Here is a 26,821-nt window from a genome sequence, read left to right as displayed (position 1 = left end):
GCGGGTGGTGCGAAGTCGTAGGGAGCTACGGGCTGGTGGGCAGCAACACGTCCTCGTCCGCGAGGGCGTTCACGTGGTACTTGCCGACGGAGCTGATCAGCAGCCGTAGTTCCAGGGCGATGCTTTCCACGAGGCGCACCAGACCGTGGTCGGTGTCCTCGTCGACGGCCAGCAGAGCGGCCCGGCCGAGCCCGACGGCGCGTGCGCCGAGCGCGAGGGCCTTGACGGCCCGGCTGCCCTCCCAGACGCGTCCGCTGGCGAGCAGACAGTGGTCGGTGCGGCCGATGCGGGTCAGGCAGTCGCCGAGCGGCAGACCCACCTGGCCGAGGAAGGCGTTCGGGGCCCAGGCGGTGCCGCCCTCCGCGCCGTCCACCGTCACGGAGTCCGCGCCGGCCGCCCAGGCGGTGGCCGTCGCGAGCGCCACGTCCCGGCCCGGGTGGAGCTTCACCCACACCTTCACGCGGGGGAAGTTGTTGCGCATCAGCCGGATCTGCTGACGCAGGATCTCCTCGGTGAACGTGCCTGGGCTGCTGATCCGCAGGACGGAGTCGCTGTCGGCGCCGAACACCTGGTCGGTGGCGTACTGTTCGGCGACCCTCCCCGCGGCCTCGCGGCCCAGGACGGTGAGGCCGCCGAGGCCCGGCTTGGCGCCCTGGCCGACCTTCAGCTCGAAGGCGAGCCGGCCGGTGGCGAGCAGTGGTTCGGACGCCGGGTCGCTGTAGACGAGGTTCCACACCTCGGCGTCCGCGTCCTCGGTGGACTGCTGGACGACCACACCGCCGTGCTCGTCGTCGGCCGCGTCGGCGTAGGCGGCGATCCGGCCGATCAGCGGGGAGGCCTCGGCGTCGGACGCGGCGCGGTAGCCGTTGACCGGCACCACGTTCTCGCCGATCACCATCGGGATGCCGAGCCGGGCGGCCTGCCGCCCGGCGGCCTCGCCGAGGTCGTGGCTGGCGACCTGGGTGGAGCCGAACGCCGACACGTACAGCGGCAGCCGGGAGGTGAACCCGCCCACCACGGTGTCGAGTTCGACATCCGTGTACAGCGGTTCACGCGCCAGGTCGATGAGCTTCTTCAGCCGCTCGGGCATGAACACCGGAGGCACGATCCGGGCCCGCTCCAGCAGGTCGCCGGGGTCGGCGCCGGCCGGCATCGCGCCCAGCAGGCTGCTGCCGTACGCGTCGAGGGCGGGGAAGACGCTCGCGGCGCCGTGCCGGGCCCGGTGGCGCACCTGTTCCTCGGGGAACCCGGCGGCTGTCAGTACGGCGCTCATGCCGAGACCACTCCCGGAAGCTTGGGGTAGGCGCTGGCCTCCCAGACGGCGGTGCGGCCGGTGACGTACCGGGTGAAGCGCTCCAGGCCGATACCGAAACCGGAGCTGGCGGGGATGCCCCGACGCGCCAGGTCCAGGTACCAGCCGTACTTGGCCGGGTTCTCGCCGGTCTCCCGCATCCGCGTGACCAGGGCCGCGTAGTCGTGCTCCCGCTCGCTGCCGCTGGCCAGTTCGCCGTAGCCCTCCGGGGCGATCAGGTCGAAGTTGCGCAGGACACCCGGCTGCTCGGGGTCCTCGCGGTCGTAGAAGCCGCGCGAGCCCTTGGGGTAGTCGGCGACGAAGAACGGGCGGCTGGTCTTGGCGGAGAGGATCTCCTCGCCCTCCCAGTCGATCTCGGCGCCCGGGTCCTGCGGATGCCCGAGCGCGATCAGGTCCGCGGTCGCCTCCTTGTGGGTGGTCCGGGCGAACGCCCCGGTCACCACCTCCCGGAAGGCGTCCTTGTCCCGGCCGAGCAGCTCCAGGTCGGCGGGCAGCTCACGGACCACCTCGTCGACCACGTACGCCACCAGGCGCTCGGCGAGCTCCATCGCGTCCTCGCGCCGGGCGTCGCGGATCTCCACGTCGATCTGGTGGAACTCGGCGAGATGGCGGTGCGTGACGGCCGTCTCCAGCGGCTCCAGGCGCACGTTGGGCGCGATGTAGAAGATCTTGTCGAAGGCCAGCAGGGAGGCCTGCTTGTAGAGGATCGCGCTGGTCATCAGCTTGTACTTGTGGCCGTAGAAGTCGACGTCGACCTGCTTGGAGCCGCGGATGCCCGGATCGGTGACCGGCCCGATGACCGGCGGCAGCAGCTCCTGGAAGCCCTGCCCGGTCAGGAACGCGCGGGTCGCGGCGAGCATGCGGCTCTGTACGCGGAGGGTGGCCCGGGTGCTCTCGGCCACCAGGTGCTGGTCGGGCGAGGACGGGAACGCGGGCGGGATGCGGACGTCGAGCTCGGCGGACGTGCTGGTCATGGTGCTACCTCCTGGGTGTGCTGCCGATGGACCGAAGGGCGACGGGCCGCCGAGGGAAGAGAGGTCCGGGGGACGGTCGGGAAAGCGGTGCGGTCGTGCCGGCGCTGCACGAACGACAGGGCGTCGTAGAGCCCCGCCGCCGTCAGCCGCCGGCCCTTCTCGGAGACATGGCCGATGGGCATCGCCCCGATCTCGGACCAGGTGAGCCGGCCGGACCGGTCGATGTGACTGCGGGTCCGGCCCGCGTTGTCGGGGTGCAGGCAGTAGGGGACGTCGAGGTATCCGCGGGCGAAGGCCTTCAGGAGCGCCTGGCCCAGGTCGTCGTCCAGGTTGAGTACGGCGTCCACGAGGGCGCGGGCCTCGGCGTAGACGGGGTTGTCGGCGAGGGCGGTGTGCTCGGCGAGGGCGGTGTGCTCGGTTCGCGGGGTGAGCCGTGCCCGATGCCGGGCGGCGGCGCCGGAGGCGACCCGCAGGGCCTCGACGTTCTCCGCGATGGTGGGGATGCGGTGCGACTCGGCCGTCGTCTTCACGATCAGCCGGGCCGCCCCCGTTTCCACCGCCAGCTCCGCCGAACGCTCCAGGAGGTCCAGCGAGCCGCGCCGGGTCCGCGGGTACAGGCCCATGTACGTGTAGAGGACGATGTGCCAGTCGGTGTCCGGCAGCAGCTCGCCGGCCAGCCGCCGCAGTGCGTGCACCGCCTCCCGGTCCTGCGCCGCGTTGGTCTGCTGGGCGTAGCTGAGCGAGATGCTGCGCAGTCCCGCCCGGTGGAAGAAGAGGGCCTCCAGCGCGCTGATCGCCACCAGCAGCCCGGGCGGGCACAGCTGGCCGAGCATGCAGCCGCCGAAGGTCTCCAGGTGCGGTTCCGTGCCGGTGGCGCGCAGAGCGGCCAGGAAGTCGCAGCTCTCCTGCCAGTTGCGCACGGAGTCGAGCAGCGGGGTGCGCCCGTACGGCAGGCAGTACGACACCGGGCCGCCCTCCGTGGCGTCCAGGCCGAGCAGGGCCAGGGCGGCGACGATGCCCTGGGGACGCGCCGATCCGTGCCGGATCTGGACCGGGAAGCCGGCGTCGCGTACGCCGTCCAGGATCCAGCGCGAGGTGTGCGGGCTGTAGGAGGTGATCGGGAACCCGTTCAGCGGGACCCCGTTGTTCAGCGCCCGCACGGCCGACGGCTCGTCGCTGACCCGGGTGTAGCTGTCGATGGTGACGGTGCCGACGACCGGGTCCGCCGCGGTCTTGGTGGCCAGCAGGCCCGCCCGCATCAGCGTGGGGTCGGAGAAGCCCATCCGCGGCTGGACCACGAGGGCGCCACGGGCCTGCGCGTCGGCGACGAAACGGCCGAAGGGCAGGGGGCGTTGATGCAGTGCGGTCACCGTTTCGCCTTTCCGCTCAGGGCCCCGGCGCGGGACGTGCGCCGGAGCGCGGGCCCGGCACTCGCGAGGGCGGAGTCCGCGGGGGCGGGATCCGTGAGGGCGGGATCCGCGAGGGCGGGAGAGGCAGCCCCGGTCAGCGAGCCGACGAAGGACTCGAAGACGGCGAGGCCGACGCCCTCCTGGAAGACCGCGTCGAAGCCGGCCGCCATCAGCTCGCCCGCCTGCTCCACGTGCTCGTCGGCCGCGTCGCCGCCGACACCGAGCTTTCCGCCGATGACGGCGGGCAGCCCGGCCAGCTCCCAGCGCGACCGGATCGCTCCGATCAGCGGCCGGGCATCGTTGAAGCCGTGCCCGTTGACGCTGCTGACGACCAGCAGGTCGGGCTGGAACTTGCAGCAGGACTCGACGATCTCGTCCTCGGGAACACAGGGACCCAGGTTCACCACCTTGTGACCGAGGTCTTCGAGCAGCAGTTGGATGAATACGAGATTCCAGGTGTGCGCGTCGGAGGGGAGTCCGGTGACGACGACATCCAGCGGCCCGGATCGATGACGAGCCGCCCATTCCGCAGGCTTCATTGTTCGCTTCGTCCACATCATTGGATGACAGGGGAGAAGGAGGGTCCTGGCTTGCCGGAACTTCCTTTCGGCCACCACCGTAGATTCGCGCCGGAGTCAATTACGGCGTCCCCGGCGGCAACCGGGCGGCAGGAAAGGAGCAGTTGCCCAACTGCCGTGTTCCGGGCGCCATTCGGGGCGCGACACTGGGCGGACCGCACACAGCGGACATCGCGCCCCGACCGAGGAGTCATGACATGACACACACCGGCGAAAGCGTCCTTGAGGCGGACGCGCTTGAGGACGTCCTGGCCACGGCACTGCGGCGGGTCGACCGGCGCGAGGCGCTCGGCGAGGCCCAAGTCGCGGTCCTGGAGGCCGCGGTGAACATCGTACGGGCGGGCCGGCCCCAACTCGCCCAGCTGCCCCTGGAGCGTACAGAGCTGCTGCGTGAGGCGCTCGGCGCGGTGCGCGCGGCCACCGTGGCGACCGGCGTCGCCCTCACCTACGCGCACCAGACGTCCCGTCGGCTCTCCTGATCCGGCGTGCCCGGATGCCGCCGGTCTGCCGGAGGTTCTGCCCCGCTCGGCGGCCCGGGAGTTCTAGCGTCGACGGCAGGAGTTCACCGCTTACCTTCTCGTCAGACCGAGGTGGAGATCATGGCAACCAACCCGTTCGAGGATTCCGAGGGCCGCTATGTCGTGCTGGCCAACGAAGAGGGCCAGCACTCGCTCTGGCCGTCCCGCATTCAGCAGCCGGCGGGCTGGGAACTGCTGAAGGGCGAGGGCAGCAAGCAGGAATGCATCGAATTCATCGAGGCGAACTGGACGGACATGCGCCCGCGTTCGGTCGTCGCAGCGATGGCCGGCTGACTCGGGTCGGCCCTCTTTCGAAGCGAAAAACCCGGTGCCGCCGGAATGATCCGGCGGAACCGGGTTTTCGCTTTGTTGTTTTCGCGTTGTTCCGGCCGCGCGCTGGATTTCTTGGCCCACAAACGGGAGTCCCGGGGCGGGAACCCCGGGACGGCCACACCTCGGTCAGCTCTGGGCGGAGCCCACGACACACCACTCCAGTACCGCCATCGCGGCCGTCATCTTGTGGTGGGCCTGCCGCCATGCCACGCTCCGCTCCCCGTCCAGCACCTCGTCCGTGACCTCCTGGCCGCGCACGGCGGGCAGGTCGTGGAGGAAGACGGTGCGCGGGCCGCCGAAGCGGTCGAGGAACGCGCTGTTGATCTGGAAGCCGTCGAAGTCGCTGAGCCAGTCCGGGTTCGCCTTGGGCACGCCCATCGTCTGCCACCGGCTGGTGTAGACGGCGTCGACCGGCCCCTCGACCTCGTCCGGGGACACGATCTGGCTCACCAGGGCCTTGCCGCCGCTGAGTTCGGCCACCAGGTCCAGGGTGTCCTTGGGCACCTCGTACCCGCTCGGGCACAGCAGGGTCACCCGCAGTCCGGGCGTGAGCGCCGCGGCCAGCGCGAGCGCGGCGCCGGAGCTGTTGCCCTCGCCCACGGCCAGCAGATGCAGGCCGTCCAGGGAATCGAAGTGCTCGGTGAGCGTGGCCAGGTCGGCGATCGCCTGGGTGGGGTGCTCGTCCAGGCTCAGGGCGTTGACGACGGCCAGGTCCGGGCTGCTGCCGAGCCGGCGTATCTCGTCCACGTCCCCGTTGGTGCGTACGACGAGCGCGTCGAGATACTGCCCCAGCACCCGGGCGGTGTCCTCGACCGTCTCCCCTGTCGTGAGCTGGAGTTCGTTCGGCCCGAACGTGATGACGTCGGCGCCCAGGCGAGTGGCGCCGCTCCAGAACGACGTACGGGTACGGGTCGAGGACTTGCGGAAGTAGATGCCGACCTGCCGGCCGGTGAGCGACCTGCGGTCCGCGCCGCCGCGGCCGAATTCGACGGCCCGCCCGACGATGTGGGCGAGTTCGGCGGGGGTGAGGTCGGCGAGGGAGATCAGGTTGCGCATGGATGCGGTGCCTTTCTGACGGATGACACGTGACGGGTGAGGAGTGAGGGGCGAGGAGTGAGGGGCGAGGAGTGAGGGGCGAGCTAGAAGGCCATTGCCTCCACGGCCTCGTTGATCTCGTCGGCCCCGCCGCGCCCCGCCTCCAGCAGCTCCCGCACCAGGTTGAGCACGGTGAAGCCGACGGGTCCGCCGGGCGCGGACGGGTGCTGGCGGATCAGGCCGCGCAGCAGCAGGGCGTGCACGTCCCGGGCCGTCTCGGCGAGCGCGGTGCCCGCGGCGTGGGCGGCGTCGTCCACCGTCCAGGGCTCGGGCAGCGCGGCCAGCGTGTCGAGGAGTGCGGTCGCGTGCGGGTTGAGGCCGGTGACGACGGCGCTCAGCTGGTCGCCCAGGGTGGCGCCGCTCGCCGGGTCGGCGGGGGTGACTCCGTCGACGAGGACCAGCGGAGTCGTCCGGGCGACGTCGAGAAGCTGCTCGGGCGAGTACAGGAGCAGCCAGGACGCGGCGGCCTCCAGTGCCTGCGGTATGCCGTCCAGGGCATGGCAGATGTCGGCCAGGGTGGTGGTGAGGGCGTCCGTGGGCAGGACGTCGGGGCGCATGTGGCTGACGTACGACAGCATGAGTTCGACCGCGGGCCGGTCCGTGACGAGGGAGTCGCCCGGCAGCGTGCCGGCCGGGACCGGGACGGGAAGCGGGGCCAGCGGCAGCAGCCGTCCCCCGGGGGGCTGCACAGGGCGGCGGCTGGTGATGAGGATCTTGAGGCGTTCGCAGGAACGCAGCAGGTTCAGCACGGGCGGGCTGACGACCGGTGACGCGTCGTGACCGTCCAGCACGATCAGGGTGGGCTTGGACCCTATGACGGCGGCCAGTTCGTCGTACTTCTCGCCGTCGCGCACCAGCGACCGTACCCAGCCGACCATGGTCGACTGCGGACTGCGGTCCGCCGTGTCAGCGTTCTCGTCCGGCCGGTCCATGGGTACCCACAGCACCGGCACCTGGTCCCGGGCGTGGATCCGCAGCGTGGCCTCCTGAGCGAGCCGGGACTTGCCCACGCCGGGCAGGCCCACCAGGGTCAGCAGCCGCTCGTGCTCGGTGCTCAGCCGGAAGGTCAGCGCCTCCAGTTCGGCCACCCGGCCGACCAGCGGACGCAGCGGGGTGGGCGGGGCGGCGAGCTCGGCGCCGTAACTGTCCTGGAAGACGCGGCCCACCGAGTGGGCGTCGACCGCGAGTTCGAGTTCGATGCGCCGCGCGTCGCTCAGCCGCATGGCGCCGGCCAGCAGTCGCAGAGTTTCTTTACGAGGATGTTGCACGCGGCCCTGTTCGAGGTCGCGGATGGCTCGCACGCTGACAGTGGAAAGTCCGGCGAGTTGTTCCTGAGTCAGTCCGGATCGCCTGCGGGCATTCTGCAGCAGGGCGTCCAGCCCGGGCGTCGGCGCCTGGGAATTCATCATTGTCTCCTTGGTCCCCAAATGCGGTGGCAATGGTGTGGCCCGGTTCCCCGATCTCCCAGGATTGTCCGGAACGCGTACGTCCGGACTGGGGTTTCTCCGGTCTGCTCACGCTCTGTTCTCCTTGGCGGCCTTGTTGGTCCGCTGATGGTGAACAGCATCCGGTGCGCCATTCCCGAACCCTTCCCGGTGCGGTACCGCCCGTTTCCGGCGACGGCTACCATCACCTGCGACCAGGCACTACTGGGCGGTCTTAGGACCGAGGGGGAAGGACTGTCCGTGACGGCAGCGGCAGGGGAACAGCTGCGGTTCAACATTCTTGGCCCGATCGAGGGGTGGGCGAACGGGACACGGCTCCGGCTGGGCGGAGTGATTCAAGAACGAGTACTGGCTACGTTGCTACTGGAGGCCGGAAGAGTTCTCCCGGTATCCCGTCTCGTTGAGGCGGCCTGGGACGAGGATCCGCCGCCGACGGCATCCCACCAAGTACGCAAGGCCATTGCGGACCTGCGGCGACGTATCCCGGGTGGCGCGGAAGTGCTCCTCACCGACGGCCCCGGCTATCGCGTCGCGATAGATGAAATTGAAATCGATTTGGCCGAATTCGGTCTGTTGGCGCGTGAGGCGAAGACCGCGGCGGCCGCCGGCCGTACCGCCGAAGCCGCCGAGATACTGCGCGGGGCGCTCGCGCTGTGGCGCGGTTCCGTCCTCGCGGGAACCGGCGGTCCGGTGATCGAGGCCGCGGCGACCGCCATCGAGGAACGCCGGCTGACCGCGTCGGAGCAGCTCTTCGACCTGCGGCTCGCGCTCGGCGAGGCGTCCGAACTCGTCGTGGACCTCAGGGAACTGACCAACCAGCATCCGCTGCGCGAGACCCTGCGCGGACAGCTGATGCTGGCTTTGTACCGCTCGGGACGCCAGGCGGAGGCGCTGGAGGAGTACGGCCGGGTCCGTGAACTCCTCGTCGAGGAACTCGGTATCGATCCCGGCTCGCAGCTCACCAAGATCTACGAGGGCATCCTGCGGGAGAGCCCGGAACTGGCCGGACCGCCGCCGCCGGCACCGCCGGCCGCCCCCGTCGCGCTGCCGGCGGAACCGCCGTGCACTCTCCCGAACGACTTGGCGGATTTCACCGGGCGGGACCGGGAATTGGCCGAACTCCTGCGCTGTGCCGAGGAGAGCGGCGAGCAGGGGCCGCAGATCGTCGCCCTCGACGGCATGGGCGGCTGCGGCAAGACCTCGCTGGCCGTGCGGGCCGCGCACCGGCTCGCGCAGGCCTACCCCGACGGCCAGCTCCATCTGGACCTGCGCGGTCACACCCCCGGCGACCAGCCCGTGACCGCCGGCACCGCGCTCGACAGTCTGCTGCGGGCGCTGGGCATACCGGGTGACCGAATACCCGACGACGTGCTGGGCCGCACCGCTCTGTGGCGCGCCACGCTTGTGGGGAAACGATTGCTCATCCTCCTCGACAACGCCGCCGACGCGGCCGGTATCGGCCCGCTGCTGCCCGCCTCCTCCGGCTGCCTGGTGCTGGTCACCAGCCGGGCCCGGCTGGTGGACCTCGACGGCGCGCAGTGGATCTCCATCGGGGTGATGTCGGCCGAGGAGAGCACGACCCTGATGGCCGAGACCCTCGGCGCGCAGCGTGTCGCCGCCGAACCCGAAGCCGCCGCGGAACTCGCCCAGTTGTGCGGCCACCTCCCGCTCGCCCTGCGGATCGCCACCGCCCGGCTGCGCAATCGCCCGCGCTGGACCCTGCGTTACCTGGCTGAGCGGCTGAGCGACGAAACGCGGAGGCTCGACGAGCTCAGCGCCGGTGCCCGCAGCGTCTCCGCCACCCTCCGACTGTCGTACCAGGCCCTGGACGAGGAGTGCCGCACCGCGTTCCGGATCCTGGCGCTGCATCCGGGCGGGGACATCAACGTCCACGCGGCGGGCGCGCTGCTCGGCACGGGCATCTGGGAGGCGGAGGACCTCCTGGAAACGCTGCTCGACGTCCATCTCGTACAGCAGCCGGAGATCGGCCTCTACACCTTCCACGACCTGGTACGGAGCTTCGCGCAGAGCCTGCTCGGCGAGTCGACCGAGGGCGAGGACGCGGTGGCGGTGGAGCGGCTGCTCGGCTACTACCTGACGGCCACCGAGGAGGCGTGCGACATCCTCTACCCCGGCCGGAAGAAACGTCCCACCGGAATCCCGCCGGCCCCGGCGAAGCTGCCGGACCTCGGGGACGCGGACCGGGCGCAGGAGTGGTTCACCCGCGAGCAGACCGCGCTGATCTCCGCCGTCACGCTGGCCGAACGACGTGGGCACGACCGGTACGCGGTCTGCCTGGTCCGCAACCTGGTCTTCCAGCTCAACGCGCGTGGACAGATGGAGGAGTTCGGCGATCTGGGCCGCGTCGCGGTGGCCGCGGCCCGCCGGCTCGGCGACCTGGGGCTGCTGGGGGTGAGCCTGTCCAACCTGGGCGTCGCCTGCTGGCGGCTCGGCCGATTTTCCGAGGGCCTGGAGGCGGCCCGGGAGGGGCGGGACGTCGCGGTCCGCCTCGGGGACCGGCACACCGAGGCCCACAGCGAGACCACGCTCGGGCAGCTCAGCAGCCTGCTCGGCCGTTTTTCCGAGGCCCTGGTCCACCTGGAGAACTCGATCGCCCAGGAGCGGGAACTGAACATCCCGCGGGCGGAGGCCGAGACACTGACGGTCCTCAGCACGCTCTTCGAGCAATGGGGCCGGTACGAGGAAGCCCGGGACGCGGCCCGGCGGGCGGTCGACCTCAGGGACGAACTGGGCCAGCACGAGCACCAGTTCGGAGCGATCACCGATCTGGCCCTGGCACATGTCGGCCTCCGCGAGTACGAGGAGGCGGCCCGCCTGCTGGAAAAGGCGCGCGAGCTGTGCGCCGATTTCGGCGACCCGGGGGACGTCGCTCTGGTCCTGGCCGCGTCGGCCGATGTCGACGAGCGGCTCGGCCGGCCCGTGGGCACCCCGGACTTCGCGGAGCGTGCACTCGATCTCGTGCGGGCGAACGTACTGCCGGTGCGCCGCGCCAAGGTGGAGAACACCGTGGGCAGGCTGCGGTACCGGCAGGGGGACACGGAGACCGCACTCGCCCTGCACACACACGCGTACCAGATCGCGACGAACACCAACTACCGCGTCGAGCAGGCGTACGCGCTGGCGGGTATGGCCGATGCCCTCGGTGATGCCGGGGACGCCGCCGCGCACCGGGCGGCGGCAGAGTCCCTCTTCGCCGAGATGGGGGTACCCGCGGACCGTCGCCGCTGACTGTCCGGACACGACTGTGCCCCGCACCGGAACTCCGGTGCGGGGCACAGTCGTAGGAGCGGCTGGTCAGACGCCGATGCTCGTCGGGCCGGTGCTCTCCGCAAGCACGTGCTGCGAACCCTGCTGACCCTGCGAGTGACCCGCCTCGACCGTGGCACCGAAGCCGAAGGCCAGCGTCGCCGCGAGGATCCCGAAGATTCCAGCAAGCTTGCGTCCCATTTTTCCGCCCCTTTGTGATGTCTGCGGGTTTTGCGGTGGTTTCCGCTTCCCGACATCACTGACTTTCCTGGGGGGCGTTCCCGGTCCGTTCCCGGTCCGTTACCGCCCCGGGGAACCGTCGCGGGAACGGTTCGTGACCAGGGCTTCTTCACCGAGCAGGCAGGCCACGACGCGTGGTCCGCCGGGGGCCAGCACCACATGGGTACGGGCCGGCCCCGACTCATGGCCCGCCAGGTCGAGCAGGGATCTGACCAGAGAGCGCAGCGCGGCGCGCGAGGCGTCGTCGAGCTCCGCGGGGGCCGAGTTCCCGTGCGGCGGCCAGTCGGTGATCCCGGCCACGCTGTGCATGCCCTCCACCGTGTCGGTGTCGACGCTGAACTCGGGTCCCTCCAGAGTCTCCGGAGAGGTGTACGGCTCGGGCCGGCCGCCGGCCGACACACGCTCCGCCCAGCGCTCCACGGTGGACAGGTCCTGGAGGGCGTGCCGCAGCTCCGCCCCGTCCGGCGAACGATCCCGGGGGTCCTTCACTGGAGTACTCCTTCTGCAGACAGCTTCAGCCGGACCCTCGCCCGTGCGGATCCCGATTCTCTCCCGGAACGTTCCCTTCCGATTCCCGTTCCGATGTTCGCGATGGGAACGCATAGGTAATCGCCGCCCCCATGCTGTGGGCTGTTCAATTCAGGCGCGATCCATGGTGATCCGCAGGGGAATCCGAATTCCTGGGGGATTGAGGCGTGGTAAGCACTCCGCTCGAAGACAGGCCGGCGTATCCGCCATCGCGCCCGTCACTTCTGCGCAACGGGCACGGCTCCTGACATGGGCACCCGGAAAACAGCGGACATTCCCGGACGCTTCACGGGGATGGGGCCGCTCATGCTCGTCTGGTCAGGCCAGACGGTCTCCCTCCTGGGAAGCGCGGCGGTCAGGTTCGCGTTCATCATCGAGGTCTGGTCCGCCGGTGGACATGCCACCGCGGTCACCGCTCTCTCACTCTGCGCGATGCTGCCACAAGCGGTATTCAGCCCCATTGCGGGTGCAATCGTCGACCGGATCACCAAACGGGCCGCACTACAGATAGCGGACACGGGCGGACTGCTGGTCGTCGGCGTACTCGCCCTCCTCCACTACCTCGGGGAACTGCAGTACTGGCAGATCTATCCCGCCACCCTGCTGCTCGGGATCTGCGCGTCCTTCCAGTTCCCGGCGCTGTCCTCCGCAGTCCCGCTCCTCGTCCGCAAGGACCAGTTCGGCCGCGCGAACGGGCTGCTGGCGGGCGCCAAGAGCGCCGCCGGGATCGGCGGGCCGGCCCTGGGCGGTGTCCTGATCGCCCTCTTCGGCATGGGCCCCACCCTCCTCATCGACCTGGCGAGTTACGCCTTCGCGCTGGTCGGCGTGCGCATCGTGCGCCTGCGCGAAGACAAGACCGCCCTGGCCGCCAAAGCCGCCGAGAAGACCGCCGGAGCGCGCCCCAGGATCACGGCCGAGGCCGTGGCCGGGCTGCGCTACCTGTTCCGGGTACCCAGCCTGCGCGCCCTGATCGGCAACTTCTGTGTCGTCAACCTGGTGATGGTCTTCGGCTTCGCGGTGATCCAGCCCATGGTGCTGCTGCGGGCGGGCAACGACGCGCTCGCCGTCGTGAACAGCGCGACCGGCGTCGGCGGAGTCCTCGGCGGTCTGCTGATGGCCGCCTGGGGCGGACCGAAGAACCGGGGCCGGGGCATGATGCTCGGCGTCGTCGGCATGTGTCTGTCCGCCCTGGTGGTGATGGCGCTCGTGGACGGCGTCGTCGGCTGGAGCCTGGCCATCCTGGTCGGCGCGCTGCTCATGACGACCGTCAACTCCTCGATGCAGGCCATCGTGCAGAGCAAGGTCCCCCAGGAATGGCAGGGCCGGGTCTTCGGCGCGGTGATGTTCCTTTCGCAGATCTCCGTCCCGCTGGCCATGGCGCTCTCCGGCCCGCTCGCCGACCACTTCTTCGAGCCGCAGGCCGCCTCGGGCTCCGGCCTCTTCACGGTCCTGGGCCCCCTGCTGGGCGACGCCCCCGGCACCGGCATGGCGGCCATGCTGCTCCTCGCCGGCGTCGCCGGGACCGTCGTCTCGCTGTGGGGCCTGGCCAGCCGCTCGATCAGGAACATCGACGCACTGCTCCCCGACATCGACGTACCGGCCGACGACACCGACGTACCGGCCAGCGAGACCGACACCCCGGCCGACCGGAGCGACGTACCGGCCGCTGAGACCACCGAGAGCCGGGAAACGCGAGGTGAGCGCCATGAAGTGCGTACATGAGCTGTTCGAGGAACAGGCGGAACGGGCCCCGGAGGCCACCGCGCTGATCCATGGCGACGAGCGGCTGAGCTACGCCGAACTCGACGCGCGGGCCGACCGGATGGCGGGCCTGCTCGCCGGACACGGAGTGCGGCGCGGCGACACCGTCGGCGTATATCTGGAGCGCTCGGCCGAACTGGTCGTGGCGGTGCTCGGCGTCCTCAAGGCCGGCGCCGGATACGTGATGCTCGACCCGGACTTCCCCGACGAGCGGCTGCGCGCGATGGCGGCGGACGCGAACGCCGTGGTGGTGGTCGCGTCCCGGGACACGGACCCCGCGACCGCCCCGCCGGCGGGTCCTGGCGCCCGGCCCGTGCACGTCGAAGACGCCGTACAGGCAAGCCCGTTGGCACGCGGAACGGTTGCCGTGGGGCCGGACGACATCGCCTGCGTGATGTTCACCTCCGGTTCGACCGGGCGGCCCAAGGGCATCGCCGCACCGCATCACGCCGTGACGTCCACCCTGACCGGGCAGGACTTCGCCTCCTTCGGCCCCGGAGCCGTCTGGCTCCAGTGCGCGCCGCTGTCCTGGGACGCGTTCGCCCTGGAGCTGTGGGGTCCGCTGATGAACGGCGGCACGTGCGTCCTGCACCTGGGGCGCCGGCCCGAACCCTTCGTGATGGCGCGGCTCGTCGCCGAGCACGGCATCACCTCCATGTATCTGTCGGCGTCCCTCTTCAACGTGATCGTCGACGAGTACCCGAAGGCGATCGAGGGCCTGCACGAACTCGTCGTCGGCGGCGAGGCCCTCTCGGCCCCGCATGTGGCCCGCGCCCTGGAACGCCGGCCCGCGCTGCGGCTGAGCAACGGCTACGGACCCGTCGAGTGCATGGTCTTCCTCACCGTCCACCCCGTCACCCCCGAGGACGTGGCGGACGGCGGCCCCGTGCCCATCGGCCGCCCGCTGGCCGGCAAACGGCTGTACGTCCTCGACGAGCGGCTCGCCCCGGTCCCCGACGGCACGACGGGCGAGCTGTACGCCGCCGGTGCGGGCGTCGCCCGTGACTACCGCGGACAGCCCGGGCTGACCGCCGAACGCTTCGTCGCCGCCCCCGACGGCGAGCGCGTCTACCGCACCGGCGACCTCGTGCGCCGCCGCCCGGACGGGGTACTGGAATACCTGGGCCGGGCCGACAGCCAGCTGAAGATACGCGGCTTCCGGGTCGAGCCCGGCGAGATCGAGAGCGTGCTGGTCCGGCACCCGGACATCGAGCGGGCGGCCGTCGTCGCCCACGAGCACCCGGCCGGCGACCGGCAGCTGACCGCGTACGTCGTACCGCGCCAGGGTCGTGAACACGCCCTGGACGAAGGGAAGGTGCGTGTCTTCGCCGCTACCGTCCTGGCCGAGTACCTGGTTCCCGCCGCCTTCGTCCCGCTGAGCGCGCTCCCCCTGACCCCCAGCGGAAAACTGGACCGGGCGGCCCTGCCTGCCCCGGCGATCGCCGCGGCCCCGCCGCCCGCCTCCGCCACGGATCCCGCGCCCGCCCGCGGCGCCGGACCCACCGCGGCGGACGAGACCGTACGCACCCTGTGCGCACTCTTCGCCCAGATCCTGCGGGTGGACGCGGTCGGCCCCGACGACGACTTCTTCGCGCTCGGCGGCCACTCCCTGCTGGCGGCCCGGCTGCTGGGCCGCGTCCACGCGGTGCTCGGCGCCGAGACGGACATCGTCACGCTCTTCAAGGCACGCACCCCGGCACGGCTGGCACCGCACGTGGAGGCGGACCGTCTGAGCACCCCGGTGGCCGCCCCCAGGGCGGCAACGGCTCCCGTCCCCGGGACCTCCACCGGCGCCCTCCCCGTCTCCCACGCCCAGCACCGCCTGTGGTTCCTCGACCGGATCGGCGCCGGGAACGCGTACAACCTGCCGATGCTGCTGCGGCTGCGCGGCGACATCGACGTGGCCGCGCTCGGCGACGCGCTGAACCTCGTCGCCGACCGCCACGACGTGCTCCGCACCGTCTTCGACGAGGAGGACGGCGCCCCCGTGCGGCGGGTGCTGACGGGGGAGGAGGCACGGCCGCCGCTCACCCATGCGCACGTTCCGGAGAGCGAGCTGGCCGACCACATCGCCGAAGAGGCCCGGCACCTCTTCGACCTGCGGACCGAACTCCCGCTGCGCGCCACCCTGTTCACGACCCGGGAACGTCCGGACGAGCATGCCCTGCTCGTGCTGATCCACCACATCGCCGGCGACGGCTGGTCGCTGCGCCCGCTGTTCCGTGACCTGTCGCGCGCCTACCGCGCCCGGGTGCGGGGCGACGACGGCGCCGCCCCGCACCCGCTCGCCGTGCCCTACGCCGAACACGCCCGCCGCCTGCTCGAACGGCTCGGCTCCCCGGCCGACCCGCACTCCCTGGAGGTACGCCAACTCACCTACTGGCGCAAGGAACTGGCCGGACTGCCGGTCGACGGTCCGCTGCTGCCCCGGCGCCGGGACCGGCCCGCCGTACCGGGACAGGCCGCCGGCGTCGTCGTACGCCGGCTGGACGGCGCGGCCCATGCCCGCCTCGTCGACTCCGCCCGCGACCAGGGCGCCACCCTCTTCATGGCGCTGCACGCCGCCCTGGTCACCGCGCTGGTGCGGGCGGGCTCCGACGAGGACACGGCGGTCGGCGCGCCGGTCGCCGCGCGCGCCGGTGACGGCAGCGTCGAGGACGTCGTCGGGTTCTTCGTCAACATGCTGGTGCTGCGCACCGACGTCTCCGGCGACCCCACCGCGGGCGAGCTGCTGGCCCGGGTCCGGGACACCGACCTGGCCGCCTTCACCCACCAGGACGTGCCGTTCGAGCACGTGGTCGGCGCGCTCAACCCGGCGCGGACCCCGGGGCGGCAGCCGTTCACGGACGTGGTGCTCGCGCTCCAGAACAACGCCCGTGCCGAGGTCGACCTGCCCGGCGCCGACACCGGAGTAGAGGTGGTGCGCACCGGGGCCGCCCGGTTCGAGCTGCTGGTCGACGTCACCGACGAGACCGGCCCCGGCGGCGCCCCGGACGGCCTGACCCTGACCTTCGAGTACCGCACCGACTCCCTGGAGCGGGAGTTCGTCGACTGGCTCGCCGACGCGCTGGTGCACGCCCTTGAGGCGGCGGCGGCCGCCCCCGGGACCCGTATCTCGCGGCTCGGCCTCGCCGAACCGCCCCGCCGCGCCGACGAGAGCGACCAGCTCGCGGCCTCGGCCCGCACCCCGCAGAACACGACGCGCCCCTGGACCGCGCTGGAGCGCAGAACCGCCGCCGTCTGGCGTGACGTCCTCGGCCGGCCGGACATCGGCCTGCACGACGACTTCTTCGCGCTCGGCGGCAACTCGCTGCGCGCCGTGCGGGTCGCGGCCCGCCTCAGCACCGACGAACGGCCGGTGACCGGCGCCCAGCTCTTCGCCGCTCCCACGGTCGCCCTGCTCGCCGCCGACCTGGAGCGGGCCGAAGCCGGTCCCGTGCCCGCCGCGGCTCCCATCACCCGCCGCCCGCGCGTGCCGCGCCGGCCGGAATCGCAGCCCCATGGCAGCCCGAAGCAGAAGGAGAGGCAATGGACCTCAGCGTGATGTTCTTCGGTGCGGACAGCACCGCCGGCGAGACGCGGCACGCGCAGACGTACGAGGACATCCTCACCGTCGCGAAGACCGCGGACCGGCTCGGCTTTCATGCCATCTGGACCCCCGAACGCCACTTCCAGCAGGTCGGGCAGGTCTTCCCCAGCCCACCGGTGCTCAGTGCGGCGCTCGCGGTCGCCACCGAGCGGATCGGCATCCGCGCGGGCAGCGTCGTGCTGCCGCTGCACCACCCGCTGCGCGTCGCCGAGGACTGGGCGGTCGTGGACAACCTCTCGCACGGCAGGGTCGGCCTGTCCGTGGCCACCGGCTGGCACTCCGCCGACTTCACCCTCGCCCCGGGGCACTACGCCGACCGCCGGGAACGCACCCTGGACACCATCCCGGTGCTGCGGTCGCTGTGGGCGGGGGAGAGCGCCGAGTACCCCGACGGCACCGGCGCACCCGTCTCCGTACTGCCGCAGCCCAGGCCCGTGCAGGAGACCCTGCCGCTGTGGGTCACCACGTCCGGCAACCCGGAGACCTGGGAGGCGGCCGGACGGCTGCGCACCGGAGTGCTCGGGGCGACCGTCGGGCAGAGCCGGGACGAACTCGCCGAGAAGATCGCCCGCTACCGGGCCGCCTGCGCCGCCGCCCCCGACCAGCGGGGCACCGACGCGCACGGCCGGGTGACGCTGATGGCCCACTCCTACGTCGGCGCGGACGACGCGGAGGTACGCCGCCTCGCGGGCGCCCCGCTCAAGACATACCTCGCCTCCTACGTCCGGCAGACCGCCGCCAACCGCTCGGCCGACCCCGGGACCGCGCGCCTGACCGACGAACAGACCGCGATGCTCGCCGACTTCGCCTTCGAGCGCTATCTGAGCTGGGGCAGCCTCCTCGGCTCGCCCGGCCACTGCGCCAAGATGCTCGCCGACCTGGCGGAACTCGGTGTCGACGAGATCGCCTGCTTCATCGACTTCGGCCTCGGCCTCGACGACGTACTCGCGGGCCTGCACCGCCTGGCCGAACTGAAAGAAGCCGTCCGATGACCGCCCCCACCGTTTCCGAGACCGCCGCCGTAGCCAACGCCGTTTCCCCTTCCCCTTCTTCTCCCCCTCCCTCTCCTTCCCTGGCCGACCGCTTCAGCGCGCTCGGCGGCGAGCAGCGGGTGCGGCTGATGCGGCGCATGGTGGAGGCAGGGCGGGACCGGGAGGTGCCCGCCGTCGTCCCGCCGCGCGACCCGGCGCGGCCGGTGCCGCTGAGCTCGGCCCAGCGGGACCTGTGGGTGTACGAGGAGCTGTATCCCGGCACCCCCGCGCTGAACCTGTGCTCCGCCTACCACTTCGACCAGCCCGTCGACCCGGCCCATCTGGAGCGGGCGCTGACGCTGATCCAGGCCCACCACGACATCCTGCGCACCCGCATCGTGGCGGGCGAGACGGGGGAGCCGCGCGTCCACTTCCCCGACGACGGCCCCTTCGTCCTGGAGCGCGAGGACCTGCGGGGCACCGGCACGACCATCGCGGAGGCCTTCGACGCCTTCCGTGGCCGCCCCTTCTACCTCAGCAGGGACAAGCTGATCCGGGCGCGGTTCGTCCGGGTCGACGAGCGGCGCTCGACGCTGATGCTGAGCCTGCACCACACCATCAGCGACTGGTGGTCGTTCGATGTGCTGCAGGGCGAGTTCGCCCAGGCGTACGTCGCCCTGCGCGACGGCCAGGAGCCGAAGCTGACCCGGCCGGCCATCCAGTACGCCGACTTCGCCTGCTGGCAGGAGGAGTTGGAGGAGTCGGGAGTCTTCGCGAAACGGCTCGACTTCTGGCGCCGCTACCTGGCCGACCCGCCCGGTCCGCTCACCGTGCGGGGCGGCGGCGGCACCCCCGTCACCGAGGGCGACGGCATCGCGCAGGTCCCCTTCCACATCGACGCGCCGACCGCCGCGGCCGTACGCGCCCTGGCCAGGCAGCGCGGAGCCTCCGTCTACGTCGTCCTGATGGCCGCCTTCGCCGTCCTCGCACACCGGGTGAGCGGCGCCGACGACTTGGTCCTCGGCACCCCCATCGCCAACCGTTCCGCCAAGGGCCTGGACCAGGTCATCGGGTACGTCATGAACGCCGTGCCGACCCGCTGGCGGGTGCGGCCCGACCGCTCCTTCGCCGACGTGCTGGCCGCCTTCGCCACCGACTTCCCGGACCTGATGGCGGGCGCGGACGTGCCGGTCGGCCGGATCGTCTCGGCCGTCGCACCCGAGCGCAGCGCCGGCCGCGCCCCGCTCTACCAGTGGGTGTTCATGCATCTGACGCAGCAGCCGAGCGTCACGGTGATGAAGGAGTTCGCCGAGCCGGAGCGCATCCACACCGGCGGCGAACACGACCTCGTCGGCGTCGTGAAGGACTGCGACGACGGCATGGAGGGCCTCTTCGGTATCCGTACCGACGTGTTCTCCACCGAGACCGTCGCCCGCTGGACCGAGTGCTACATCGAGCTCCTGCACCGGATCACCGCCGACCCCGACGCACTCGTCGGCGATATCGACCTGGTACCCGGCGCGATGCGGCAGCGGCTGCTCGCGGCCTCGGCCGGACCCGCCGCCCCCGAGCCCGTGTCGCTGCCGGACCTGGTGGCCCGGCAGGCCGCCCGCACCCCGGACGCGGTGGCCCTGGAATCGGCCGAGCGGACCCTGACCTACGCCCAACTCGCCGACCGTGTCGACCGGTTGGCCGCACACCTGATACGTCACGGGGCTGGCCCCGGGCGGATCGTGGCGCTGGCCCTGGGCCGCGGCACCGACTGGCCGGTGGCCGCACTGGCCGTCCAGCGGGCGGGCGCCGCGCATCTCCCGCTCGACCCCGACCACCCCGCCGAGCGCCTCGTGCGCACCCTCACCGCCGCCGCCCCCGACCTCCTCGTCACCGGTCCCGAGGGCCTGCCGGCGGAGACGGACGTACCGCGCCTGGTCCTGGACGAGCGGGCGTACGAAGAGGCGTACGAAGCGGTGGACGGCGAGGTGCACGCGGGTGGGTCACTGCCCGTCGCCCCGCTGGACCCCGACCGGCCCGCCTACGTCATCCACACCTCCGGCTCCACCGGCGCCCCCAAGGGCGTGGTCGTCACCCACGCGGGTGTGGCCGCGATGGTGCGCACCCTGGTGGAGCGGCTGGCGCTGGACGGCGGCAGCCGGGTGCTCCAGCTCGGGTCGCCGTCCTTCGACATCTCCATCGGCGAGATGTGCCTGGCCTTCGGCTCCGGCGGCGCCCTGGTCGTGCCGCCCGCCGGGCCGCTGGTCGGCGACGACCTCGGGGCGGTGCTGACCGGGCGGCGGATCTCCTGCGCGTTCGTGCCGCCGTCCGTCCTGGCGACCGTGCCCGAAGGGCCCTTCCCCGGGCTGCGCACGATCGTCGTCGGCGCGGAGGCCTGCCCGCCGGACCTGGTGGCCCGCTGGGCCGTCGACGGGCGCCGCTTCCACAACGCGTACGGCCCCACCGAGGCCACCGTCGTCGTGACGGTGTCCGGGCCGCTGTCCGCCGACGGCACCACCCCGCCCATCGGCACCCCGCTGGCCGGCACCGGCGTCCACCTCCTCGACGAGCTGCTGCGCCCGGTGCCCGCCGGGGTGTGCGGCGAGCTGTATCTGTCGGGGGCCGCGCTCGCCCGTGGCTACCTCGGGCAGCCGGGCCTGACCGCCGAGCGATTCGTCGCCGACCCGTACGGGCCGCCCGGCGGCCGCATGTACCGCACCGGCGACCTGGCGTACCGCGACGACGACGGCACCACCCACTTCCTGGGCCGCGGGGACGAGCAGGTGAAGGTGCGCGGCCTGCGGATCGAACCGGGCGAGATCGCGGCCGTACTCACCGAACACCCCGCCGTGGACCGGGCGGTGGTCGTCGTACGCGAGGGCCGCGGCGGCGGTCCGCGCCTGGTCGCCTACGCCGTGCCGGCCCCCGGACACGTCCTCGACCCGGACGCGCTGCTCGCACACGCCGCCGCGCGGCTGCCCGCCGGCATGGTCCCGGCCGATGTGCTGGTCCTCGACGCGCTGCCGCTGACCACCAGCGGCAAGATCGACCGGGCCGCCCTGCCCGCCCCCGCCGAACGCGCCGCGGACGAGGGCCGGGCCCCCGCGACAGACCGCGAGCGGACACTGTGCCGGCTGTTCGCGGAGGTCCTGGGCGCCGAACAGGTGTCCGTGGACGGCGACTTCTTCCGGCTCGGCGGCGACAGCATCATGGCCATCCAGCTGGCCGCCCGTGCCTCGGCGGCCGGTCTCGCCCTGAGCCCACGGGACGTGTTCACCGTACGGACGCCCGAGCGGCTCGCCACCCTCGCGCGGACGCCCGCCGAGGCCTCGCCCGACGAGGAACAGGACACCGGGGACGGCCGTTTCCCGCTCACCCCGGTGATGCACTGGTGGCGCCAACAGGCCTCGGACACAGGGAAGTTCACCCAGTCCATGGTGTTCCCGCTGCCGCCCGGCACGGACCTGGACCTGGAGCGGATCGGCTCGGCCGTCCGGGGCCTCGCCGAACGGCACCCCGTGCTGCGGATGCGGCTGCTGCGCCACGACACCGCCGACTGGGAACTGGAGGTACCCGCCGACACCGGCCCGGATGCCGGGCAGACCGTCCGTCTGGACGTTCCGGAGACCGCCGAACCCGCCGACATCGCGGCGGAGTTGGCGCGGACCACGGTGCTGCGCCCGGAGGCCGGCGAGATGCTGCGGGCCGTATGGCTCGACGCGGGGCCGCACCGCCAGGGGCTCCTCCTGCTGACCGTGCACCATCTGGCCGTCGACGGGGTCTCCTGGCGGGTCCTCGGTCCCGAGCTGGCCGAAGCCCTGACGGAGGGGTCCGCGGGCAACGCGGGTCACGCGGGGCGCGGGGGTGGCACCGGACTCCCGAAGGGCACCTCGTTCGCCCGCTGGGCCCGGCTGCTGTCCCGCGAGGCCGACCAGCTGAGCGGTGAAGTGCCGTGGTGGACACGGCAGTTGACGGGACCGGACGTCCGGATCGCCGGGGGCCGCGGGGCGGGCGACCGCCGGGCGACCGTCACCGTCGAGCTGGACGCGGAGCTCACCAGAAGCGCGCTCGTCACGCTGCCGGGAGCCTTCAACTGCCGCCCCGACGCCGTCCTCCTCACCGCCCTGACGACGGCCGCCGTGCGGCACCGGGGCACCGGCACGGCCCTGCTGGTCCACATCGAGGGTCATGGCCGCGAGCCGCTCTCGGCTCCCGCGGACGTGTCCAGCACCGTCGGCTGGTTCACCACCCAGTACCCGGTCCGCCTCGACATCGGCGACGTGGCCGACGGGCGGGCGGGGGAGGCCCTGAAGCGCGTGAAGGAACAGCTGCGGGCGGTCCCCTCCGGCGGTCTCGGCTGGGGAGTCCTGCGCTATCTCAGCCCCGAGGCGGGCCCCGCACTCGCCGCACTGCCCGCGCCCGACGTGCGCTTCAACTATCTGGGCAGGTTCAGCGGCGGCGACGCGGCGGGCGGACGGCTGCTCGACATCGGCCCCGACGCGCTGCCGCTCGACCATGCCCTCGAAGTGGACGTACTGGCCCACGAGGTGGCGGGCGAACTGCGCCTGGAAGCCAGCTTCTCCTACGCGGCCGGGGTGTTCACCGAGGACGGGATACGGGACCTGGCCCGCCACTGGTCCGAGGCGCTCACCGAGCTCGCGGACCGGGCCGCGCCGGGCGACGGGGCCGTCCACACCCCGTCCGACTTCCCCTTGGTCGACCTGACGAGTGACCAACTCGCGCTGCTGGAGGGCGGCATGGACTTCGGCGACTTCGAAGACCCCGACGAGTTCGACGACTCCGACGAACTCGGCGACTCTGCTGACTCGGACGACTCCGACGGCTCCTACGACTTCGGCGACCTCGACGAGGAGGCCGTCCGATGAGCGGGCGCATCGCGGACGTACTCCCGCTCTCCCCGGTCCAGGAGGGCCTGCTCTTCCACGCCGTACGGGGCAGCGCGGGACCCGACCCCTATCTCGTCCAGGCCCGCTTCCGGATCGGCCCGTCCGTCGACGGGGCCGCCGTGCGGGCCGCCGTGAACGCGCTCCTGGAGCGGCACCCCAACCTGCGCGCCTGCTTCCGGCACAAGCGCCTCGACCGGCCCGTGCAGATCGTCCCGCAGAAGGCCCAGGTGCCCTGGGCCGAGGCGGACCTGACCGGTCTGGAACCCGCCGAGGCGGACAACCGTATGGCCGCTCTGCTGCGCGAGGACGCGGAGCGCCGTTTCGACCTGGCGCGTCCGCCGCTGGTCCGCGCCCTGCTCGTACGGCGGGACACGGGGACCGAACTGGTCCTGTCGGTCCACCACATCCTCATCGACGGCTGGTCCCTGCCGATCCTGGAGCGGGACCTGAACGAACTGATCGCGGGCCGGCCGCTGCCGCCCGCCGCGCCCTACCGGCAGTACCTGGTGTGGCTGAGCGGACAGGACCAGCAGAAGGCCGAGACGGCCTGGTGCGAGGCGCTGGAGGGCCTCGAACGGCCCGCCCTGCTCGCGCCGACGGCACCCGACGAGGAGTCGGGCCGGACCCGGGTACTGCTGCCGGCCGCGCTCACCGCGGCCCTGACCCGGCGCGCCGCCGAGGCGGGCGTCACCCTCAACACCCTGGTGCAGACCGCCTGGTCCCTGGTGCTCGCCCGGATGACCGGCGCACATGACCTGGTCTTCGGCGCGGTCGTCTCGGGCCGCCCGCACGATCTGCCCGGTGTCGAGAGCATGGCGGGCCTGTTCATCAACACCCTGCCGGTACGGATACGGCTGCGCGACGGCGAGAGCGTCGGCGAGCTCCTCGCCCGCGTCCAGGACGAGCAGTCCCGGCTGCTGAACCACCAGCACGCACGCCTCGCCGAGGTGCAGCACACGGTGGGCGTCGGCCAGCTCTTCGACACGGTCCTCGCGTTCGAGAACTTCCCGCAGCGGTCCGAGGACCAGGACGGGCCCGAGGAGGCATGCCTGCTCGGGGTGAACGACGCGACGCACTACCCGGTGACCCTCGCGGTCGCCGTCGCCGAGCGGATGCTGCTGTCGGTGAGCTGCCGCCGTGGTGTCTCGGCGGACGCGGTCGCCGGTCGTATGGTCCGCGTCTTCGAGGAACTCGCCGGTGACCCCGGGCGGCCCGCCGACCGGCTCGACGTCCTCCCGGACGACGAGCACGGCGCGCTGCTCGCCCTGGCCGAGGGGCCGGTCAGCGCGGTGGCCGAACCGGCCACCGTGGTCGGGCGGTTCGCCGCGCAGGCGGCCCGCACCCCGGACGCGCCCGCCGTGGAGTGGGCTGACGGCGTCCTTACGTACGCCCGCCTCGACGCCGAGTCGGACCGGCTCGCCGCCCGGCTGACCGGCGCCGGAGTGGCCCCCGGGGACATCGTCGCCCTGCTGCTGCCCCGCTCGGCGGACCAGGTCGTCGCCCAGCTCGCGGTCCTCAAGGCGGGCGCCGGCTGGCTCCCGCTCGACGCCAAGCAGCCGCCGGAGCGACTGGCCCGGCTCGCGGCGGCCGGGTCGGTGCGGGTGGCGCTGACCGCGGGGGAGCCGGGGGCCGAACTGCCCGCGCACATCGCCCTGCTGGACGCCCGCGAGCGTGGCGACGGCGGAGCGTTCCACGGCCCCGTGGCCCACCCGGACTCCACCGCCTGCGTGCTCTTCACCTCCGGCTCCACCGGAGAACCCAAGGGCGTGGTCGTCCCCCAGCGGGGAATCGTCGAACTCGCCGCCGACAGCCGCTTCCGGGGCGGCGCCCACCAACGGGTGCTGCTGCACAGCCCGTACACCTTCGACTCCACGACGTACGAGGTGTGGATCCCGCTGCTCAACGGCGGGACCGTGGTCGTCGCCCCCGCCGGGACCACCACACCCGAACTGCTCGGACGGATGGTGCCCGAACAGCGGATCACCGCGCTGCTCCTCACCCCCGAACTGCTGCGCACCGTCGCCGAGATCGCGCCCGGATCGCTCGCCGGACTGCGCGAGGTCTGGGCGGGCGGTGACGTCCTGGCGCCCGGGACCGTACGCCGTATCCGCGAGCACTGCCCCGGCACGACCGTCGTCAACGGCTACGGGCCCACCGAGACCACGGTGTTCGCGACCGCGCACACCGCCCCGGCGGACTCGGCCGCCGTACCCATCGGCCGCCCGCTGGACAACACCCGCGGCTACGTCCTCGACGACCGGCTGCGCCCGACGCCGGCCGGGAGCGTGGGCGAGCTCTATCTCGCCGGTGCCGGACTCGCCCGCGGCTACCTCGGGCAGCCGGGCCTGACCGCCGAACGGTTCGTCGCCGACCCGTACGGTCCGCCGGGCACCCGTATGTACCGCACCGGTGACCTGGCCCGCTGGTCTCCCGACGGCGTCCTGGAGTTCGCCGGACGCGCCGACGACCAGATCAAGGTGCGCGGCTTCCGTGTCGAACCGGCCGAGGTCGAGGCCGCCCTGGCCGGCTGCCCCGGCGTGACCCGCGCGGTGGTCGCCGCCCGCAGGGACGCGGCGGGCGGCAAACGGCTGGCGGCGTGGCTGGTGCCGGAGGAACCGGGGGACCCCTGGCCCGACACCCTGGCCCGGGTGCGCCGGCACGCGGCACGCCATCTGCCCGCCCATCTCGTGCCGTCCGTGTGGGCCCCCATCGACCGGGTTCCGCTCACCCGGCACGGCAAGATCGACCGGGCCGCGCTGCCCGAGCCCGGACCCGGGACCGGCGAGGCCGTCGCCGGGGCGCGGGCGCCGGGCAGCGCGCGGGAGCGGCAGCTGTGCGCGCTGTTCGCCGAGGTGCTCGGGATGCCCGAGGTGTCGCCGGACACCGACTTCTTCGCCTCCGGCGGCCACTCCCTGACCGCGATGCGGCTGACCTCGAAGGTCGAGGCGGCCCTGGACGTACGGGTCCCGCTGGCCACGCTCTTCGACGCGCCGACCCCGACCGCGCTGGCCGCCCGGCTCGACACCGCGCCCCCGGCCGCACCGGCCGCCCGGCTCGGGCGGAGGACCCGGGCCACCCGGCCGGACCGGTCGTCGGCCGACGACAGCCTGGCCCCGCTGCTCACCCTGCGCGCGGGCGGCGAGCGCACCCCGCTGTTCTGTGTGCACCCGGGGCTCGGCCTCGGCTGGTCGTTCGCCTCTCTGCTGCGCCACCTCGACCCGGCCCGGCCGGTGCACGCCCTGCAGAGCCCGGCGCTGCTGACGGGCGCGGACCAACTGCCCCGCACCATGGACGAGATGGCGGACGCGTACACCGCACGTATCCGCGCCCGCAGGCCGCACGGCCCTTATGCGCTGGCTGGGCGGTCCTTCGGCGGCGCGCTCGCCTACGAGATCGCGGTGCGCCTGCGCCGCGCGGGCGAGGAGATCCGTCTGCTCGCCGTGCTGGACTCCATGCCCCAGCCGCCGGAGGTCTCCCGGACCCCACTGGACCCGGCCGTGATCGAGGACGAGGTGCTGCACATGCTGCTGCGCTCCCACGCCCGCGGCCTCCCCGTGCCGCCGGGCCCGCTCTCCCGCGCGAAGGCGTTCGCGACGGTCCGCCGCAGCGAGAACGCCCCCGAGGCGCTGGACGAGGCACGGCTGCACGCGATGGTGGACGCCGGCGCCCACCACGTACGCCTGGCACGGGAGTGGCAGCCGTCCCCGTACGACGGGCCGGTGACCCTCTTCTCCGCCACCCGCGACGCCGAGCCCTCCACGGCCGAGAAGACGGCGGGCTGGCGGCGCGGTACCGCCGTGGTCGAGGTGCACGAACTGGACTGCACCCACAGCGACGTACTCACCCCGGGCCCGGCGGCCCAGATCGCCGCGGTCCTCGAAACCGCCCTCCGGGGGGACTGAC

The 26,821-nt window shown here is 72.7% G+C and carries 16 protein-coding genes; 8 read left to right on the top strand and 8 right to left on the bottom strand.

All coding sequences use genetic code 11. The features are described from left to right. Positions 1–25: 25 nt before the first annotated feature. The 4 genes from OIC96_RS21270 to OIC96_RS21255 are packed head-to-tail and all read right to left on the bottom strand — an operon-like array spanning position 26 to position 4,234. On the bottom strand, positions 26–1,273 hold the full coding sequence (locus OIC96_RS21270; protein WP_330306320.1) for a glutamate synthase-related protein: 1,248 nt from the start codon (positions 1,271–1,273) through the stop codon (positions 26–28). Next, positions 1,270–2,286: an asparagine synthetase A gene (locus tag OIC96_RS21265; RefSeq protein WP_330306321.1), complete on the bottom strand. Its 1,017-nt coding sequence runs from the start codon at positions 2,284–2,286 to the stop codon at positions 1,270–1,272. The genes OIC96_RS21270 and OIC96_RS21265 overlap by 4 nt, the downstream gene beginning before the upstream one ends. Beyond that, entirely contained in the window at positions 2,283–3,647 is a 1,365-nt protein-coding gene (locus tag OIC96_RS21260; RefSeq protein WP_330310223.1) for a methylaspartate mutase, read from the bottom strand. The genes OIC96_RS21265 and OIC96_RS21260 overlap by 4 nt, the downstream gene beginning before the upstream one ends. Before the next feature lie 5 nt (positions 3,648–3,652). Further along, positions 3,653–4,234 (bottom strand): cobalamin B12-binding domain-containing protein, encoded by a 582-nt coding sequence (locus OIC96_RS21255; RefSeq protein WP_330306322.1) that lies wholly within the window; start codon positions 4,232–4,234, stop codon positions 3,653–3,655. Positions 4,235–4,470: 236 nt separating this feature from the next. Here OIC96_RS21255 and OIC96_RS21250 point away from each other — a divergent pair, with 236 nt between their 5' ends. Both OIC96_RS21250 and OIC96_RS21245 read left to right on the top strand, forming a co-directional pair. Next, a complete protein-coding gene (locus OIC96_RS21250) occupies positions 4,471–4,752 on the top strand; it encodes a hypothetical protein (protein WP_327430539.1) in 282 nt (93 codons plus the stop codon). Positions 4,753–4,872: 120 nt separating this feature from the next. After that, a complete protein-coding gene (locus tag OIC96_RS21245) occupies positions 4,873–5,085 on the top strand; it encodes an MbtH family protein (RefSeq protein WP_327430540.1) in 213 nt (70 codons plus the stop codon). 165 nt (positions 5,086–5,250) lie between these two features. On the opposite strand, the gene OIC96_RS21240 is transcribed toward OIC96_RS21245, so the two are convergent. Then, positions 5,251–6,180 (bottom strand): ornithine carbamoyltransferase, encoded by a 930-nt coding sequence (locus tag OIC96_RS21240; RefSeq protein ID WP_330306323.1) that lies wholly within the window; start codon positions 6,178–6,180, stop codon positions 5,251–5,253. A gap of 83 nt (positions 6,181–6,263) precedes the next feature. Then, positions 6,264–7,625 carry a helix-turn-helix domain-containing protein gene (locus tag OIC96_RS21235; RefSeq protein WP_330462132.1) on the bottom strand — a complete coding sequence of 454 codons (1,362 nt, stop codon included), beginning with the start codon at positions 7,623–7,625 and terminating at the stop codon, positions 6,264–6,266. Between the two features lie 279 nt (positions 7,626–7,904). Here OIC96_RS21235 and OIC96_RS21230 point away from each other — a divergent pair, with 279 nt between their 5' ends. Beyond that, on the top strand, positions 7,905–10,913 hold the full coding sequence (locus OIC96_RS21230) for an AfsR/SARP family transcriptional regulator (RefSeq protein WP_330462131.1): 3,009 nt from the start codon (positions 7,905–7,907) through the stop codon (positions 10,911–10,913). A gap of 66 nt (positions 10,914–10,979) precedes the next feature. On the opposite strand, the gene OIC96_RS21225 is transcribed toward OIC96_RS21230, so the two are convergent. Continuing rightward, positions 10,980–11,132, bottom strand: coding sequence for a hypothetical protein (locus OIC96_RS21225; protein WP_330306326.1), 153 nt, complete (start codon positions 11,130–11,132; stop codon positions 10,980–10,982). Between the two features lie 99 nt (positions 11,133–11,231). Beyond that, entirely contained in the window at positions 11,232–11,660 is a 429-nt protein-coding gene (locus tag OIC96_RS21220; protein WP_330306327.1) for a hypothetical protein, read from the bottom strand. Between the two features lie 345 nt (positions 11,661–12,005). On the opposite strand from OIC96_RS21220, the gene OIC96_RS21215 reads away from it, so the two are divergent. From OIC96_RS21215 to OIC96_RS21195, 5 genes are read left to right on the top strand one after another with little or no spacing between them, the layout of a single operon-like run. After that, the gene (locus OIC96_RS21215) at positions 12,006–13,421 is read left to right on the top strand and encodes an MFS transporter (RefSeq protein ID WP_330306328.1); all 1,416 of its coding nucleotides are present in this window, start codon (positions 12,006–12,008) and stop codon (positions 13,419–13,421) included. Then, complete coding sequence (locus tag OIC96_RS21210) at positions 13,405–17,004, top strand: amino acid adenylation domain-containing protein (RefSeq protein WP_330306329.1); 3,600 nt, start codon at positions 13,405–13,407, stop codon at positions 17,002–17,004. Before OIC96_RS21215 ends, OIC96_RS21210 begins: the two co-directional genes overlap by 17 nt. Beyond that, positions 16,989–18,041: a MupA/Atu3671 family FMN-dependent luciferase-like monooxygenase gene (locus OIC96_RS21205; RefSeq protein ID WP_330306330.1), complete on the top strand. Its 1,053-nt coding sequence runs from the start codon at positions 16,989–16,991 to the stop codon at positions 18,039–18,041. Before OIC96_RS21210 ends, OIC96_RS21205 begins: the two co-directional genes overlap by 16 nt. After that, the gene (locus OIC96_RS21200) at positions 18,038–22,897 is read left to right on the top strand and encodes an amino acid adenylation domain-containing protein (RefSeq protein WP_330306331.1); all 4,860 of its coding nucleotides are present in this window, start codon (positions 18,038–18,040) and stop codon (positions 22,895–22,897) included. The genes OIC96_RS21205 and OIC96_RS21200 overlap by 4 nt, the downstream gene beginning before the upstream one ends. Further along, positions 22,894–26,820, top strand: coding sequence for a non-ribosomal peptide synthetase (locus OIC96_RS21195; protein WP_330306332.1), 3,927 nt, complete (start codon positions 22,894–22,896; stop codon positions 26,818–26,820). Before OIC96_RS21200 ends, OIC96_RS21195 begins: the two co-directional genes overlap by 4 nt. The last annotated feature ends 1 nt before the right edge of the window (position 26,821 follow it).

This window comes from Streptomyces sp. NBC_00775 (genome assembly GCF_036347135.1).
In the GTDB taxonomy this organism is placed as follows: domain Bacteria; phylum Actinomycetota; class Actinomycetes; order Streptomycetales; family Streptomycetaceae; genus Streptomyces; species Streptomyces lutosisoli.
Note: the sequence above shows the minus strand (reverse complement) of the source record. Positions and strands in the feature narration are given on the sequence as shown.

What these genes read in the sequence shown, in the direction of transcription:
- OIC96_RS21270 (WP_330306320.1), bottom strand. Translation starts at nt 1,273, where the DNA reads ATGAGCGCCGTACTGACAGCCGCCGGGTTCCCCGAGGAACAGGTGCGC.
- OIC96_RS21200 (WP_330306331.1), top strand. Translation starts at nt 18,038, where the DNA reads ATGACCGCCCCCACCGTTTCCGAGACCGCCGCCGTAGCCAACGCCGTT.
- OIC96_RS21250 (WP_327430539.1), top strand. Translation starts at nt 4,471, where the DNA reads ATGACACACACCGGCGAAAGCGTCCTTGAGGCGGACGCGCTTGAGGAC.
- OIC96_RS21215 (WP_330306328.1), top strand. Translation starts at nt 12,006, where the DNA reads ATGCTCGTCTGGTCAGGCCAGACGGTCTCCCTCCTGGGAAGCGCGGCG.
- OIC96_RS21225 (WP_330306326.1), bottom strand. Translation starts at nt 11,132, where the DNA reads ATGGGACGCAAGCTTGCTGGAATCTTCGGGATCCTCGCGGCGACGCTG.
- OIC96_RS21245 (WP_327430540.1), top strand. Translation starts at nt 4,873, where the DNA reads ATGGCAACCAACCCGTTCGAGGATTCCGAGGGCCGCTATGTCGTGCTG.
- OIC96_RS21265 (WP_330306321.1), bottom strand. Translation starts at nt 2,286, where the DNA reads ATGACCAGCACGTCCGCCGAGCTCGACGTCCGCATCCCGCCCGCGTTC.
- OIC96_RS21235 (WP_330462132.1), bottom strand. Translation starts at nt 7,625, where the DNA reads ATGAATTCCCAGGCGCCGACGCCCGGGCTGGACGCCCTGCTGCAGAAT.
- OIC96_RS21195 (WP_330306332.1), top strand. Translation starts at nt 22,894, where the DNA reads ATGAGCGGGCGCATCGCGGACGTACTCCCGCTCTCCCCGGTCCAGGAG.
- OIC96_RS21210 (WP_330306329.1), top strand. Translation starts at nt 13,405, where the DNA reads ATGAAGTGCGTACATGAGCTGTTCGAGGAACAGGCGGAACGGGCCCCG.
- OIC96_RS21240 (WP_330306323.1), bottom strand. Translation starts at nt 6,180, where the DNA reads ATGCGCAACCTGATCTCCCTCGCCGACCTCACCCCCGCCGAACTCGCC.
- OIC96_RS21205 (WP_330306330.1), top strand. Translation starts at nt 16,989, where the DNA reads ATGGACCTCAGCGTGATGTTCTTCGGTGCGGACAGCACCGCCGGCGAG.
- OIC96_RS21255 (WP_330306322.1), bottom strand. Translation starts at nt 4,234, where the DNA reads ATGAAGCCTGCGGAATGGGCGGCTCGTCATCGATCCGGGCCGCTGGAT.